This window comes from Nonomuraea mangrovi, assembly GCF_042681425.1.
GTDB lineage: Bacteria > Actinomycetota > Actinomycetes > Streptosporangiales > Streptosporangiaceae > Nonomuraea > Nonomuraea mangrovi.
The window spans coordinates 364,359-377,406 of the sequence record NZ_JBHUFV010000022.1 but is presented as its reverse complement, the minus strand read 5'-3'; the positions used below and the strand labels follow the sequence as shown (position 1 = coordinate 377,406).

The 13,048-nt window shown below is 67.8% G+C and carries 17 protein-coding genes and 1 tRNA gene; 7 read left to right on the top strand and 11 right to left on the bottom strand.

Going from position 1 to position 13,048, the window contains the following annotated elements; translation table 11 throughout:
- Positions 1-689: 689 nt before the first annotated feature.
- Complete coding sequence (locus ACFSKW_RS16085; protein WP_379573030.1) at positions 690-1,445, bottom strand: phospholipase D-like domain-containing protein; 756 nt, start codon at positions 1,443-1,445, stop codon at positions 690-692.
- Between the two features lie 144 nt (positions 1,446-1,589).
- On the opposite strand from ACFSKW_RS16085, the gene ACFSKW_RS16080 reads away from it, so the two are divergent.
- The 3 genes from ACFSKW_RS16080 (at position 1,590) to ACFSKW_RS16070 (ending at position 3,027) form a co-directional block, all read left to right on the top strand.
- Complete coding sequence (locus ACFSKW_RS16080) at positions 1,590-1,934, top strand: hypothetical protein (RefSeq protein ID WP_379573029.1); 345 nt, start codon at positions 1,590-1,592, stop codon at positions 1,932-1,934.
- A gap of 10 nt (positions 1,935-1,944) precedes the next feature.
- The gene (locus ACFSKW_RS16075) at positions 1,945-2,394 is read left to right on the top strand and encodes a GntR family transcriptional regulator (protein WP_379573028.1); all 450 of its coding nucleotides are present in this window, start codon (positions 1,945-1,947) and stop codon (positions 2,392-2,394) included.
- Between the two features lie 63 nt (positions 2,395-2,457).
- The gene (locus ACFSKW_RS16070) at positions 2,458-3,027 is read left to right on the top strand and encodes an HD domain-containing protein (protein WP_379573027.1); all 570 of its coding nucleotides are present in this window, start codon (positions 2,458-2,460) and stop codon (positions 3,025-3,027) included.
- An 11-nt stretch (positions 3,028-3,038) separates the two neighbouring features.
- Here ACFSKW_RS16070 and ACFSKW_RS16065 read toward each other — a convergent pair whose 3' ends face one another.
- Genes ACFSKW_RS16065 through ACFSKW_RS16055 form a run of 3 tightly spaced genes read right to left on the bottom strand, consistent with a single transcriptional unit; the run spans position 3,039 to position 5,134 of the window.
- Positions 3,039-3,899 (bottom strand): hypothetical protein, encoded by an 861-nt coding sequence (locus tag ACFSKW_RS16065; RefSeq protein WP_379573026.1) that lies wholly within the window; start codon positions 3,897-3,899, stop codon positions 3,039-3,041.
- Between the two features lie 15 nt (positions 3,900-3,914).
- A complete protein-coding gene (locus ACFSKW_RS16060) occupies positions 3,915-4,391 on the bottom strand; it encodes an NUDIX hydrolase (RefSeq protein ID WP_379573025.1) in 477 nt (158 codons plus the stop codon).
- 2 nt (positions 4,392-4,393) lie between these two features.
- Positions 4,394-5,134, bottom strand: a complete 741-nt coding sequence (locus ACFSKW_RS16055; RefSeq protein ID WP_379573024.1) for an XRE family transcriptional regulator — start codon at positions 5,132-5,134, stop codon at positions 4,394-4,396.
- Positions 5,135-5,282: 148 nt separating this feature from the next.
- On the opposite strand from ACFSKW_RS16055, the gene ACFSKW_RS16050 reads away from it, so the two are divergent.
- Both ACFSKW_RS16050 and ACFSKW_RS16045 read left to right on the top strand, forming a co-directional pair.
- Positions 5,283-5,480, top strand: coding sequence for a hypothetical protein (locus ACFSKW_RS16050; RefSeq protein WP_358144103.1), 198 nt, complete (start codon positions 5,283-5,285; stop codon positions 5,478-5,480).
- Positions 5,477-5,662, top strand: coding sequence for a hypothetical protein (locus ACFSKW_RS16045; RefSeq protein WP_379573023.1), 186 nt, complete (start codon positions 5,477-5,479; stop codon positions 5,660-5,662). Before ACFSKW_RS16050 ends, ACFSKW_RS16045 begins: the two co-directional genes overlap by 4 nt.
- On the opposite strand, the gene ACFSKW_RS16040 is transcribed toward ACFSKW_RS16045, so the two are convergent.
- Positions 5,622-5,990 (bottom strand): GntR family transcriptional regulator, encoded by a 369-nt coding sequence (locus ACFSKW_RS16040; protein ID WP_379573022.1) that lies wholly within the window; start codon positions 5,988-5,990, stop codon positions 5,622-5,624. The genes ACFSKW_RS16045 and ACFSKW_RS16040 overlap by 41 nt on opposite strands.
- 100 nt (positions 5,991-6,090) lie before the next feature.
- On the opposite strand from ACFSKW_RS16040, the gene ACFSKW_RS16035 reads away from it, so the two are divergent.
- Positions 6,091-6,495: an SCO3933 family regulatory protein gene (locus ACFSKW_RS16035; protein WP_465264724.1), complete on the top strand. Its 405-nt coding sequence runs from the start codon at positions 6,091-6,093 to the stop codon at positions 6,493-6,495.
- Between the two features lie 32 nt (positions 6,496-6,527).
- Entirely contained in the window at positions 6,528-7,820 is a 1,293-nt protein-coding gene (locus ACFSKW_RS16030) for a pentapeptide repeat-containing protein (protein WP_379573020.1), read from the top strand.
- Between the two features lie 158 nt (positions 7,821-7,978).
- Here ACFSKW_RS16030 and ACFSKW_RS16025 read toward each other — a convergent pair.
- From ACFSKW_RS16025 to ACFSKW_RS16000, 6 genes are all read right to left on the bottom strand, one after another.
- Positions 7,979-8,055 (bottom strand) — tRNA-Thr (locus tag ACFSKW_RS16025).
- Between the two features lie 55 nt (positions 8,056-8,110).
- A complete protein-coding gene (locus ACFSKW_RS16020; RefSeq protein ID WP_379573019.1) occupies positions 8,111-9,580 on the bottom strand; it encodes an alpha/beta hydrolase in 1,470 nt (489 codons plus the stop codon).
- A 120-nt stretch (positions 9,581-9,700) separates the two neighbouring features.
- The gene (locus ACFSKW_RS16015) at positions 9,701-10,525 is read right to left on the bottom strand and encodes a PSP1 domain-containing protein (protein ID WP_379573044.1); all 825 of its coding nucleotides are present in this window, start codon (positions 10,523-10,525) and stop codon (positions 9,701-9,703) included.
- Between the two features lie 83 nt (positions 10,526-10,608).
- A complete protein-coding gene (locus tag ACFSKW_RS16010; protein ID WP_379573018.1) occupies positions 10,609-11,142 on the bottom strand; it encodes a permease-like cell division protein FtsX in 534 nt (177 codons plus the stop codon).
- Positions 11,143-11,258: 116 nt separating this feature from the next.
- Positions 11,259-11,732: a SigE family RNA polymerase sigma factor gene (locus tag ACFSKW_RS16005; protein WP_379573017.1), complete on the bottom strand. Its 474-nt coding sequence runs from the start codon at positions 11,730-11,732 to the stop codon at positions 11,259-11,261.
- Between the two features lie 130 nt (positions 11,733-11,862).
- Positions 11,863-13,038 (bottom strand): DNA polymerase III subunit delta', encoded by a 1,176-nt coding sequence (locus ACFSKW_RS16000; RefSeq protein WP_379573016.1) that lies wholly within the window; start codon positions 13,036-13,038, stop codon positions 11,863-11,865.
- Between the last annotated feature and the right edge of the window lie 10 nt (positions 13,039-13,048).

Here is a 13,048-nt window from a genome sequence, read left to right as displayed (position 1 = left end):
CAGGTCAACTTGTCAAAGCCATCCTCGTCCTACAACTCCGCGAAGCCCGCTGAAATGGGTTCATTGCAATAATGTGCCGCTATTTCGGGAAGAGCCGTTTGATCGCCAAGGCGCCGCTCGCCAGCAACTGGCCTCTGCCGAAGCGCAACGGCTCTGGGCCGCGCCGCTCCTGGGCGACGCGCGGTAGGTCCCGCCCGTGCGGCCAGCACTCATCTACAGGCCCTGATCACCCCGTACGCCGTCGACTCACCGCGTAGCGGCAGCGGGCCGGGGACGGAGTGTCAAGCCCGGCTTCGCGTGTACGTTCGCCGGTCGCCGTTCCTCGATCATGCGTTGTCCTGCGGTCAGAGCCGGGCTTGATACGTAGGAGTCGGTCTGCTGGACTTGCCTGAGTCGATGGTGTGCGAGGTGATCAGCCCCCAGCCACCCGTCTACGTTCAGAACCGTGTGACGATCACCTCGGTGCCGGAGTGCTCCCGCCGGAGGCATGCTTTGACCTCATCGGCTCAGTCCGGGAGTCGGCATCCCTCGTGGTGCCGGGAACGTTCTGTACGCGGTTCTGCCTGCGTTCGTTGGTGCGGCGGGGTGGCCGGGCGGGACCGGCCCGGAGAGGCCGCACGCCCGCCCGGACCGCCCGGCCGCCCGCCGCCCAGCGGGCGGCGGCTTGATGACGTGTAGAAAAGTTGCTTTCAGCCGCGCTCGTTGATCGTGTTGATCTTGCTCGGGTACGGCCTGGCGTTGGCCCATACACGTTCGAAGCTGCTCAGGTAGATGCCTGCGGGCCCGTTCTCATGCCCGGTTTGGAGGTGGGTGACTGGAGCCTGGGCGGCTGGGATGCCGTAGGCGTGGGTGTTGACGAGGAGCTGGTCGTCGGCCCGGTAGATGGAGTTGTAGAGGACAGTGCTGTGAAGGCGGACCTCGACGCCGGGAGCGTCGCGTAGGGGCTGGTAGAGCGTCAGCGCGTTTCTGATCCGGGCGGCCATGACGTCGGGTCCGATGTGCTCGTCGACTCCGCGGGTTGCCACCTCTGGGCTGTCAGGGTCGCCGAGGAGTACCCGCACCTTCACCCCTGACCGGGCCCGCTGAGCGATCGCCAGCATGATGGCGGTGTCTTCGGCGAGAAACAGCCCGCTGTAGGTGAGGATGTCGATCTCTCTAGCCGCATTGGTGAAGTGTTGCCGCCATGCTGCCTGCGGTACGGCATGGCGGTGCGGGTACACCGCCTGGACCTCGCTGGCGATCGTACGGCGATAGCCGGCCACCTCTGGCCACAGGTCAGCCTCGTCGACCTGGAGAACATCGGCCACGGCCCACCGGTGTCGTGGATAGGGAACGCGGCCTTGCAGCCATCGCTCAACGGTCTTGGGGTCCACGGCCAGGCGCGCAGCGAGATCGGTCGGGTGGAGTCTGGCGTTGGCGAGCGCGTACCGCAGGTGGTGGTTCATTCGTCCGCCCCTCAAGCAAAACGGCTCTTTGCCAGGGACGCTAACACTAGACGTCCCTAGACGTCCCAGAGTTGTGGTGTAGAGGTTCCTATCCTCCGGAGACCCTCGACGGACAAGCCGCACCACGTCGAAGGGACAGCCCTGATGGTGAACACCCGCCCCCAGCAGCTCGTCTACCAAGAGCGGCTGCTGACCGCCCTGCGTGACGAGCTGCGCGCCCGCACGATCCCCGCGGTCCTCGTCATCGCCGAAGACGGCCGGCCCGGCCTGGACGTCGTCGACAGCCGGTTCCGGACCCGTCGGGTCTTCGTACACCTGGCATTCTGCTGGTTCTACTGGGGTGACCAGCAGGACGAGCGGGTGACGTGCCTACGCCTGCTCGCCGCCGTCGAGCGCCTGGTGGAAGTCGTCGCGACCGGCTGGAACGAGGGCGAGCAGCGGGAAATCAGCGTCGACGTCAACCAGATCGCCAACGCATACCGCACCTGACCCAGTGACCATGAAGGAATCGCGATGGCTCACCGGAGGGCGGGTCTACATCCAGATTGCCAACCGGCTCCGGGAGCGCATCGCGGCGGGTGAGTATCCGGCAGGGAGCACGCTGCCGTCTGAGGCGGAGTTGTGCGCCGAGTTCGGCGTCGCCCGCAACACGGCTCGGCGCGGCCTGTCCGTCCTGGAGGACGAGGGCCTGATCGTGACTATCCCCTCCAAGGGACGCGTCGTGTCGGGCGCCCAGGCCGCGCCTTACCGCTATCAGGCGATCGCCGGTGACCTACGTCAACAGATCACGACAGGCGCCCTCGCACCTGGCGCGGCCGTGCCGAGTGAGAGTGAGTTACGGCAGCTCTACGACGCCTCTCGCAACACCGTGCGGCAGGCGCTCGCCGTGCTGGAGCGCGAGGGCCTGGTCGTCGCCGAGCACGGCCGGGGCCGGTTCGTGCGGCGCTGAGTCCAGACGTCCTGGGACGTCCAGGCTTCGCCTCTGGATCGGCCCCGGTGCCCGCTGGCTATCGTGAACGGTGTGGGACAAGCTGAATGGGCCCGTGACCTGGCCCAACGCCTGCTAGAGCCGACATTGCCCCGGCGTTGGGCGCACACGCAAGGGGTCGCGGGCAGGGCTGCGTCCCTGGTGCCCATCCTCGGCGAGGAGGCTGACACGCTGGTCGCCGCCGCCTACCTGCATGACATCGGATACGCCCCCGACCTGGCGGACACAGGGTTCCACCCGCTCGACGGGGCGCGGTACCTGCGCGATGTCGTCAAGGCCGACGACACTCTCTGCCGTCTGGTGGCGCATCACTCCTGCGCGGTCAACGAAGCACTCAACCGGAACCTGTACGACGCCCTCACCTCAGAGTTCGACGAGGAACGCCCCGAGTTGGTGGAGGCGCTGACCTACTGCGACATGACAACTGGTCCCGACGGCCAACACCTCAACGTGGCGGACCGGCTGGCGGAAATTCACTCCCGCTATGGCCCGGACCACCTGGTCAGTAGATCAATCACCGCCTCGACCCCGTGTATCACGGCTGCCGTACATTCGGTCGAGGCCGCGCTCCTGGCGCGTGAAGCCGCTGGGTGACGTCACGCTGCTCAGTCGCCGACGTCGGCAAGGTATTCGGCGCTGACGGCGCGCAGCTTGCCTCCTGCGACAACGGCCTCGTCGAGGGTCAGCATCACTGAGTCGACCTCGACCAGCCGATACCCGACCTTGGAGAACAGCACCATCCTGCCGTTCGACTCGTGCCGCCAAAGCCAACGATCCGCCTCGAGCCTTTCACAGCCGGGCTTGGCATCCTCCCGACTCCACGCCGCACATGCCAGACGTGGATCCTCATTGTCGGTGATACGGATGAGCACGTCGGCTTCGCTGTCACGATCCTTGGCGTAGGCGAGTTCCATGGTGCGGTCGGTGAGAGGCAACGTCCTGACCAGCCGGCGATCCGGGACGACAGCAGGCACCACCAACGGGACGGACTCGCGGAGATAGGCGATGTACTCACTTCGCCGATGCCGCTCTTCCGTCTCCGCCCGCCGTTCCTGGATCGCCGACGTCGTGATCACGCATGCGCACACCACTCCAGCGGCGATCACACGCGGCGCCAGTGACGTGGTGCCCGTCAGCTGAGCAGCGGACGCATAGCTCACAACGGCAAGCGCGGCGATTCCGAGGACGACCAATCGTGGGCTCGGATGGGGCACACCCAGTGCCGCCGCGCCGCTGAGCACCCACAACAGCACCGGCCCGAGCAGCGCGGTGCGAAGTGGGTGCGTGATTCGCGTCAGCCTCGCGAGCAGCCATCCACCCGGCAAGATCAGCACTACGGCCAAGGCGATGCCGGGCACGGCCACGTAGCCGTCAAGGTCCTCCTCGTACAGGCGCGACACCGGGTAGCCCAGCCCAAGGCCCGCAGGCAACCCGATGACAGCGCCCCGGACAAGATCCAGAGCCATTGGTCAACAATGACACTAACCGATGTACGGCAGTGCCGATCCGCCCAAGTAGTGCTCTATCCGGATACGCATCGACCGATCCATGGACAACGTCGACACCTCGTCTCGGGGAACCCATCGCACCTCGCGCGACTCGTCGCTCGGCCTCGGCTCGCCGCCGACCGCCCGCGCGGTGAGGACGAGCGAGAACTCCTGTCGGGCCTCGCCGTTGGAGGTGTAGAGGATCACGTGGCGGGGGTCGCTGTAGGTGCCGACCAGACCGGTGATCTCACATGTGATCCCGGTCTCCTCGACGGTCTCCCGTACGGCTGCGGCGGGGATCGACTCGCCCAGGTCGATGGCGCCGCCCGGCACGGCCCAGTTGTCGTTGTCGGAGCGCCGGATCATCAGGACGTCCCCGGCCTCGTTGGTGACCACGACGTTCACCGATGGGACGAGGCTGTTCGGCTTGGGCGCGGCGGGATCGTCGTAGAAGTCGATGCGGCGGCCCATGTTCAGGAGCCTACCGGGACGGCCCCGGCCCACACCCGCTCGAAACTGTCGAGGTAGGTGTTGACCATGTCGCCCCCGTGAACCCGGCGGAGATGGAACACCGGGGCGTTGCCCGCCGGCGTGCCGTACACGTGGGTGTTGACAAGGAACTGGTCGTCGGCGCGGTAGATCGAGTTGTAGAGCACCGTCCGGTGCAGCCGGATCTCCACGTTCTCCCGCCCGCGCAGAGGCCGATAGAGCACGAGGACGTTACGAATCTTGGCCGCCATCCCGTCGTCAATGCCCTCGTCCGCGCTGCGCTGCGCCACCTCGGCGGATTCCGGGTCGCCGAGCAGGATGCGGACCCGGACACCCGCGCCGGCCTTCTCGCCGAGCATCCGCACGATGCCCGCGTCATCGGCGAGAAAGAGGCCGCTATAGACCAGGACTCCGATCTCCTCGGACGCCTCGGCGAACAGACGTCCCCACGCGTCCCGGGGCACGGCCCAGCGATGCGGGTAGACGCGGACGACCTCGCTCTCGGACGCCGACGCCACCTGATCCCGCGTGAGCGCCTCCGGCCACAGGTACGTCTCGTCCGTGCGCAGGTACGAAGCCACTGCATACCGGTGTTTTCGGTACGGCTCGCGCCCCTTGGTGATCCACCGCTCGACAGTTTTCGGATCGACGCGGATCGCATCGGCCAGATCCGCGATGCTCACTCCACGTTCCAGCAGTGCCGCGCGTAGCCGTTCGTTCGCCATCTCACCTGCTCCGGGAGGACGTCCGGGGACCTCGACATCGTAAGCCGGACGTCTTGAACATGTCCCGTCCTGTAGTGATCTCGTCCTCACACTCCGTCGCATTCTCGGTTCGCAAGCAAGAACGGCGACCGAGAGGAGAGGTGATCACATGACAAACGAGATCTACCCGGCCCCCGCGTGTGAGTGCGGTGCGGTGCTGGACGAGGGACAGACCCGCTGCCTCAAGTGCCTGGCCCGTGACCGCTGGGCCAGGAAGCAGGCGGGCAAGCGCAACCGTCGCGGACAGACCCGCCGTCCCCCTCGCGGCCCGCGCAAGAGCTCCAAGGCTGGGGTGATCTGGTCATGATCGCGCTCATCGCCGCCGGGGCGCTCGGTCTCGCCGTACTGATCGGCTTCGTGACGATCGTCGTGAGCATCCACCGCGAGGACAGGGCGATGAGCCTCGATCACGCGCCGAAGAACGGCTCAAGCGCCTTCGCCCGCAGGGTTACTGGCTGCCACGTCGGGCGGGGAGTGTCGTGGACGTAGACAGCTGCTCCTCGACCCGCGCGAGCCGTACCGACAGCTCCTGTACGGCGGAGCGCAGCTCAGCGACCTCGCCCGTGAGATCTCCGGCCGGCGCCGCCTCGTCGAGATCTCGGACGAACACGCCCTTGCCCTGCTGGCCCACGACCAGACCCTCAGTGCGCAACACCCCCACGGCCATCTTCACCAGCGACAGCGACGCGTCGTACCGCTCGGCGAGTTGGGTCGTGGACGGCAACGGGGCTCCGGGCGCGAGAGAGCCGCCTCGGATCTGGGCGCGCAGATCGTCGGCGATCTGGAGGTAGCCGGGCCGCCCGGTGTTCTGGACCATCACCCTTCATCTCACCACACCAAGCCACCTACGCCAACATTGACAACTGAGACAACTAGGTTGACTATGTTGGCTAAGACAAACAAGGAGGTCAGCCCCTATGCGTTCCGTTCCGATCCCGGTGGACACCACCAAGCTCGCCATCACCTGCGTCAAGGCTCCTCAGCCGCGCGTCCTGAACCGCGACACCGGCGAGATCAAGACCGACAAGAACGGCAACACCGTCTTCGAGGTCACCGTCTCGGTTGAGGACGAGTTCGGCCGCATCGAACTCATGAAGATCGGCACCACCGGCGAACCGCCCATCACGACCGGTGACCTGGTCACCGCCGTCGGACTGCTCGGTTACGTCTGGGAAATCGCCGGCCGGTGGGGCATCGCCTACCGTGCCTCGGCCCTGCTCCCCGCGCGGGAGGCCGCCAATGTGGCAGACACCTCCCTGCGGCAGCGCGATCCCGGCAGTCTGAAGACATGCCAAACCTCCTCCCTATCCGGGGGCGCGTAGTCCCTCCACAGAGTCATCCTCGCCCTGCGAGGTTGATACCCATCGGAGCCGCTCTGGGCCTCACGTTGGCGGGAGCCGTTCTCATCACCGGCGGCCTGGTCAGCGTCGCGTTCGCATGGCTTGACTTCCCCGACTTAGCGGGCAAGAAGCCCGACCTCTCCGCACTCTTGGAGATCATCAAAATCTCTCTGGCGATCGTCGCTGGCATCGGCGGCGCTGTGGCTCTCGTGGTCGCATACCGCAAGCAACGCCTCGCGGAGGAGGAGAACCATCGTGCCCGCGAGGCTGCTCACCGCGACGCCACTCGATTGTTCGTGGAGCGGTTCGATAGAGCTAGTGACAAACTGGGTTCCGAATCGGCTGCTGTTCGGCTATCAGCCGTACATGCCCTCGCCGCGCTCGCCGACGATTGGTCGGCGAATCGTCAGATGTGCATCGACGTACTGTGCGCCTACCTACGTATGCCGTCCCCGCCGGAACCCGATCAGCAGAGTGACCTGTTTGCCCATGCCACGTGGCGAGCCATGAGGGAAGTACAGGCCACCATCATCCGACTGATCGCCGGACACCTGAGGCCCGGCGTCTCGCCTTCCTGGTGTGGCCACAACTTCGACTTCACTGGGGTCATTTTCGACGGCGATGCCGATTTCAGCTCATGCCAGTTCACGGGGGGTGTGATCGACTTCACTCGCGCACAGTTCCGCTGCGGCGATGTTGCCTTCCGCGACGCACTGTTCGCAGGAAGCTTGGTCCGCTTCTATCAGGCGGGGTTCACCGGAGCCAGAGTCTTCTTTGTCGGTGCCCAGTTTTCCGGAGGGTTGGTGAACTTCGGTGAGGCGAAGTTCACCAGCGGCCAAGTTCGCTTCGGGCCTGCCGAGTTCACCGGCACCGTTGTGATCATGGTCGAAGCAACATTTGCAGGTACAGCCGTCGGATTCGACGGCATGCAACTTGCAGAGGGCTCGCTCGTCCTCTGGGATGCTGAGTTCACTGGCAGCACCGTTGTCTTCGACAAGGCTCAGCTATCAGGCGGCGAGATCGCCTTCAACGGAGCGCGGCTCACGGGTGGTTCCCTCTCGTTCAGCGACGTGGAGTTCGCTGGCGTAGAGGTCTCCTTCGACAAAGCAGAGTTTGCCGGCTGCGCAGTCACGTTCGATGGCGCGAAGTTCACCGACGGTGACATAGACCTATCCTCACCTAAGGACTGGTCGCATCCGCCGAAGGACTTGCCCCCTCAATCGGACAGGCTCCGGCTCCCGCCTCCAACTACACAATGTGCGGCCCACCCAACGGACGTAGTCGGTCAGAAGCGTTCAAATCTCTAGGGTCAGTCACTTCACCCCGCTCATCGACGATCCATGCCTGCCGTTCAGCGGGCGGGCCGTCCCTGCAAAATCAGCTCCGTTGAGATCTTCACAGGATGGCCTGTTAGCAAGGGTGTTAGCAAAAGGCCCTCTGTGATCATCACAGAGGGCCTTTGACCTGGAGCCGCCTTCGGGATTCGAACCCGAGACCCCTTCATTACGAGTGAAGTGCTCTGGCCGACTGAGCTAAGGCGGCGTGCCATACAACGCCATGAAGTCTACAGGAGACCAAGGAGTCCTCGCGCCTCACGTCACTCGATCTCGGGGCACCGCGTGTCCTTCGCCGGCGCGCGGCCCGTCAGCAGGTAGGTGTCCACGAGCCCGTCCACGCACGTCGATCCGCTCAGGTACGCCGTGTGACCGTCGCCGTCGAAGCTCACCAGCACGCCGGACTCCAGTTGCGCGGCCAGCGACCGGGCCCACGAGTACGGCGTGGCAGGGTCGCGGGTGGTGCCCACCACAAGGATCGGGGGCGCGCCCGACGCCTTCAACGGTCTGGGCGACGTGGTGACAGGGACGGGCCAGAAGGCGCAGGGCAGCGAGCTCCACATGATGAACGCGCCGAAGCCCGGCACCTCGCGCTCCGACTTCGCCGCCGCCTTCGCGAAGGCGGCGGTCGTGCGCGGGTAGGGGCTGTCGACGCAGTTGATGGCCATGTTGGCCTCGGTCTGGTTGGTGTACGTGCCGTTCTCCGCACGTCCGACGAGTTGGTCGGCGCTGCGGAGCAGCAGCCCGCCGTCGCCGTTCGCCGCCTCGTGGAGCGCGTCGGACAGCAGCGGCCAGGTGCCCCGGTCGTACAGCGGGGTCAGCGCGCCCAGCGTGGCCAGCGCCTCCGTGACCTCGCGCCCGCCGACCCGCAAGGGCTTGCCGTCCGTACGGCGGAGCAGCCCGGCGAGCTCGGCCACGGCGCCGTCGACCGTACGGCTCTTCAGAAGGCAGTCAGGGGCGGCCACACAGTCGGCGGCGTAGGCCCTGAACGCGTCGGAGAACCCCTTGGCCTGCGCCTCGTTCAGCTGGACCCGGTTCAGGGTGGGGTCGATGCCGCCGTCGAGGACGAGCGCGCGCACGCGTTCGGGGAACAGGTCGGCGTAGTACGCCCCCAGGTACGTGCCGTAGGACTTCCCGAGGTAGGTCAGCCGGTCGTCGCCGAGCGCGGCGCGCAGCACGTCGAGGTCGCGGGCGGCGTTCGCGGTGCCGAGGTGCGGCAGGAGGCGGCCCGAGGCGGTCTGGCAGCCGCGGGCGAACTCGCGCGAGCCCGCTTCGAGCGCGGTCACCTCGGCCTTGGTGTCGGGGGTGGCGTCGAGCGCGAGGAAGGCGTCGAGCCCGGCGTCGCTCAGGCATGTGACGGGTGACGACTCGCCGACACCGCGCGGGTCGAAGCCGACCACGTCGAACCTGGCACGTACCTCAGGGCTGACGATCAGGCGGGCGGCTCTGCCGTAGTCGATGCCCGACGCTCCGGGGCCGCCCGGGTTCACGACGATCGAGCCGAGGCGGTCGTCGGCCGCGGGCAGTCTGATCACGCTGATGGCCAGCCGGTCGGCACCCGGCTTGGCGTAGTCGAGCGGCACGGCGAGCTTGGCGCACTCGAACCCGTCACCGCAGTCGCGCCAGGCGAGCCGCTGCTTGTAGGGGTCAGGGGGAGGCGTGGTCTGGACGGCGCACGCGGCCACCACCAGGCTCAACCCGAGCCCGATGACGAACCCGCGTCCTCGGCCCATGCCACGCCGCCTTCCCCATCGTGTCCGCTCGGCCGTACCCCTCCGCCCGCCGCGACGAGGATGGCGGCCGCCCGCGAGGCGGGCGATGACCTCGAGGCGGCGATGACCGCGCGCAGGCCGTCAGCCGCCGTCTCCGTACGTCGAGTCGTACGCCTTGCGCGGACCGCACACGCTGGCCTTCGAGCACGAGCAGCGGCGTCCGCCGTCGTTCAGCCGCACCACCACCGAGTCGGACGGCACGTTGTGCCCCACGACGGTCCCCGGGCCCTCGGGCGTGTCCACGGCCGCCCCTGCCCGCGGTGCGGACGCCCGGAACTCCTGGTACAGAGGGTGTTCGTACTTCAGGCAGCACATCAACCGCCCGCAGGCCCCCGCGATGCGCAGCGGGTTGACCGGCAGGTCCTGGTCTTTGGCCATCCGCACCGAGACCGGCTCGAAGTCCTTCAGGAACGTCGCGCAGCACAGGTCCCGCCCGCAGGGCCCGATCCCGCCCTGCAGCCTGGCCTCGTCGCGCGGGCCGATCTGCCGCAGTTCGACCCTGGCGCGCAGGTTGCGCGCCAGGTCACGGACCAACGCCCTGAAGTCGACCCGGTGGGGGGCCGAGAAGTAGACCGTGTAGATGTTCTCCTTGTCTAGGTAGTCGACGCCCACCACCTTCATCGGCAGCACGTGGCGCTTGATGAGCCGTTTGGAGACGCTGCGGGCCTCGGCGCGCCGCCGCTTGTTGGTCTCGTCGCGCGACAGGTGCTCCTCGCCCGCGAGGCCTTCGCACACCGGCAGGCCGTCGATGTCCTCGCTGGAGTACTGCGGCGCCCACACGCATTCGGCGACCTCGGGTCCTGAGTCCGTGGGAACCAGCACCTTGTCCCCCACTTTGGGACTGTGTCCGCCCGGATCGAGGTAGTAGAGCCTTCCATAGCGGGTGAAGCTCACGGCCATGATCATTCCCATGGGCTCGCGCTCGCCTCCTGACGGCCTCGAGGATTCCTTACCGGCCTTCCTGCCCACCCTACGAGAGGCGTCAACGCTCAGGAGGCTCGGCAGATCTCCTCGTCGGAGCCGAACAGGGCCGACACCACTCGACCGAACCACGAGGACCGCGGTGAGTGGCACCCCCGAGCGACGACCGCCGAGACGCCCTCGATCTCAGCCGCCGCTTCGACCACCGCGTCCCCATCGGTACCCGGCCGCAATCGCAGCCGGAAGGATTCGGGCATGTCGTCGACGGCCACCACCTGGGCGAGAGTGGAATCCTGACGTTGCGTGCGTTGGAAGTTCGCGAAGGCCTCCTCCTGGCTCTCGTACCGGATCTCCAGCACTTGCGGCATCGCCTGGAGCGTTCGCTGGACGGCTGCGCGGTCGACGGGCGCGGCTCCCTTGCACACGGGGAACGGCGATTTGGGTTTACACAGGTACACCGACATGTCGGACACCCCGTCATCGAGCGCGGCCGACGAGACGCCCGTCGCCAGCACCACGGGCTGCTCCTGACGTTCGGCAGGCCAGAGCGCCACAGCCCCGACGATGCCGGCGAGCGTCACCGCGATGGCCAGGAAACGCACGTCGACGCGCCACCTCCTCCGCGTGGCCGATGTGCGCAGCGGCCTGATCGTCTCCGGCTCGACCGTTCCGCCCGCGGCGCTGAGAGCGTCACGCAGGCGATCCTCCATCGGGCTGTTCACGCGTCCTCCCCAAGGGTCCGGGCCAGGGCGGCGAGCCCTCTGGCGATCGTGGACCTCGCGGTGCTGCCGCTGATCCCCATGGCGTCCGCCACCTCCTGGTCGGACAGATCGACGTAGTAACGCAGCGTCAGCGCCTCCCGCTGCCGCCGCGGCAGCGCGCGCAGCGCCACCAGAACCTCCTTGCGATCCTCGCCGACCAGGGCGGCGCTCTCCGCCGACCAGACCGGCGGCTCGTACGGCACGGCCCGCCGGAACACGGTCGCCCTGCGCCGCAACACCGACCTGCACCCGTTGAGCACGGCGGAGCGCACGTACGCCAGCGCCCGATCAGGGTCCCGCAGCCGATCCCTCCCCGCGTGGGTGCGCGCGAACGCCTCCTGCACGACGTCCTCGGCCGTCGCCTGATCACCGACCATGATCAGCGCGAGCCGTACGAGGCCCAGGTGGTGTTCGGCGAAGATGGTCGCCACATCCACGAGCTCCCTGCGAGGGAGCGTTTCGACTTTCACATCACAGAGACGTTCGGGGACGGCGTCTGCTGCTCGGATCACCCGCCGAGTTTCCCGCGATCCTGCCTGCCGAGCGGCAGCCCGTGCGGGGTCAGGGGCGGCGCAGGCCCAGCATCATCGCCTCGACGGCGATCTGCGGGTTCACGTTCGCCGCCAACCGCTCCCTGCACTGCATGATCGCGTCGATCCGCCGCAGAGTCTCCTCCGGCGTCGACGCCCTGGCCAGGGTGTCGAGGTGGAAACGCTGGTCCTCGTTGGCCAGCTCCACAGGGGCGCCGAGCTGCACCGCCAGCACGTCCCTGTAGTACGACACCAGCTCGAGCAGCGCGACGTCCAGCGAGTCGCGCTTCACCCTGGTGGCACGCGACTTCTGCCGGTCCTCCAGCTCCTTCAGCGCTCCCGCGCCGCCCCGCACGAGCCCCCTGTTGAGCCCCTTGCCCGACGAGCCCTCGCCGTAGAGCTTCCTGAGCTCCGCGGTCTCGGTCTCGTTGAGCGCCGCGGTCGCCGCGGCCGCCTCCTCTTCGGCGGTCTTCACCAGCCGCTCGGCGGCGGTGATGCAGTCGCCGACCCCGCTGAGCGACCGGGGGATCGCCAGGACGGCCTCGCGGCGCTGCCGTACCCCCTCGTCGAGGGCCAGCGCCCGCGCGCGGGACAGGTCGCCCTGCGACGCCCGCGCGGCGAAGTCGGCCATCTCCCACGGCACGCTCTCGCGCGTGGCCAGCACGTGGGCGACGGCGGCGCCCGAAGGCGTGACGAGGCCGACCACCCTGCACCTCGACCTGATCGTGATGATCATGTCGTCGGGGGCGGGCGCGCACAGCAGCCACACCGTCCGGGGCGGCGGCTCCTCGATGGCCTTGAGCAGCGCGTTGGCCGCCGACTCCGTGACCCTGTCGGCGTTCTCGAACAGGATCACCCGCCAGCGGCCCTGGGTCGGGGCGCCCGCGGCGCGCAGGATGAGCTCGCGGGTCTGCTTGACGCTGTAGGACAGCCCCTCCGGTCTGACCGCCTCCAGGTCGGGATGCGAGCCGATCATCACCTGGTGGCACTGGTCGCAGTGGCCGCACCCACCCGACGGGCACAGCAGCGCGGCGGCGAAGGCGCGGGCCGCGTCCTCGCGTCCGCAGCCGGGCGGGCCGGTGAACAGCCAGGCGTGCGTCATGCCCGCGCCCCGCCCGCCCTCGACCGCCTCCGCGGCGGCGCGAGCGGCTCGCGAGAGTACGGCAGCAGCCTGCTCCTGGCCCACCAGGTCGTCGAAGACGCTCACCGGGACAAGG

Bases quoted from the DNA above. Each gene is read 5' to 3' on its own strand.
- ACFSKW_RS16085 (WP_379573030.1), bottom strand. From the start codon at position 1,445: ATGAACCACCACCTGCGGTACGCGCTCGCCAACGCCAGACTCCACCCG.
- ACFSKW_RS16080 (WP_379573029.1), top strand. From the start codon at position 1,590: ATGGTGAACACCCGCCCCCAGCAGCTCGTCTACCAAGAGCGGCTGCTG.
- ACFSKW_RS16075 (WP_379573028.1), top strand. From the start codon at position 1,945: ATGAAGGAATCGCGATGGCTCACCGGAGGGCGGGTCTACATCCAGATT.
- ACFSKW_RS16065 (WP_379573026.1), bottom strand. From the start codon at position 3,899: ATGGCTCTGGATCTTGTCCGGGGCGCTGTCATCGGGTTGCCTGCGGGC.
- ACFSKW_RS16060 (WP_379573025.1), bottom strand. From the start codon at position 4,391: ATGGGCCGCCGCATCGACTTCTACGACGATCCCGCCGCGCCCAAGCCG.
- ACFSKW_RS16055 (WP_379573024.1), bottom strand. From the start codon at position 5,134: ATGGCGAACGAACGGCTACGCGCGGCACTGCTGGAACGTGGAGTGAGC.
- ACFSKW_RS16050 (WP_358144103.1), top strand. From the start codon at position 5,283: ATGACAAACGAGATCTACCCGGCCCCCGCGTGTGAGTGCGGTGCGGTG.
- ACFSKW_RS16045 (WP_379573023.1), top strand. From the start codon at position 5,477: ATGATCGCGCTCATCGCCGCCGGGGCGCTCGGTCTCGCCGTACTGATC.
- ACFSKW_RS16040 (WP_379573022.1), bottom strand. From the start codon at position 5,990: ATGGTCCAGAACACCGGGCGGCCCGGCTACCTCCAGATCGCCGACGAT.
- ACFSKW_RS16035 (WP_465264724.1), top strand. From the start codon at position 6,091: ATGCGTTCCGTTCCGATCCCGGTGGACACCACCAAGCTCGCCATCACC.
- ACFSKW_RS16020 (WP_379573019.1), bottom strand. From the start codon at position 9,580: ATGGGCCGAGGACGCGGGTTCGTCATCGGGCTCGGGTTGAGCCTGGTG.
- ACFSKW_RS16015 (WP_379573044.1), bottom strand. From the start codon at position 10,525: ATGATCATGGCCGTGAGCTTCACCCGCTATGGAAGGCTCTACTACCTC.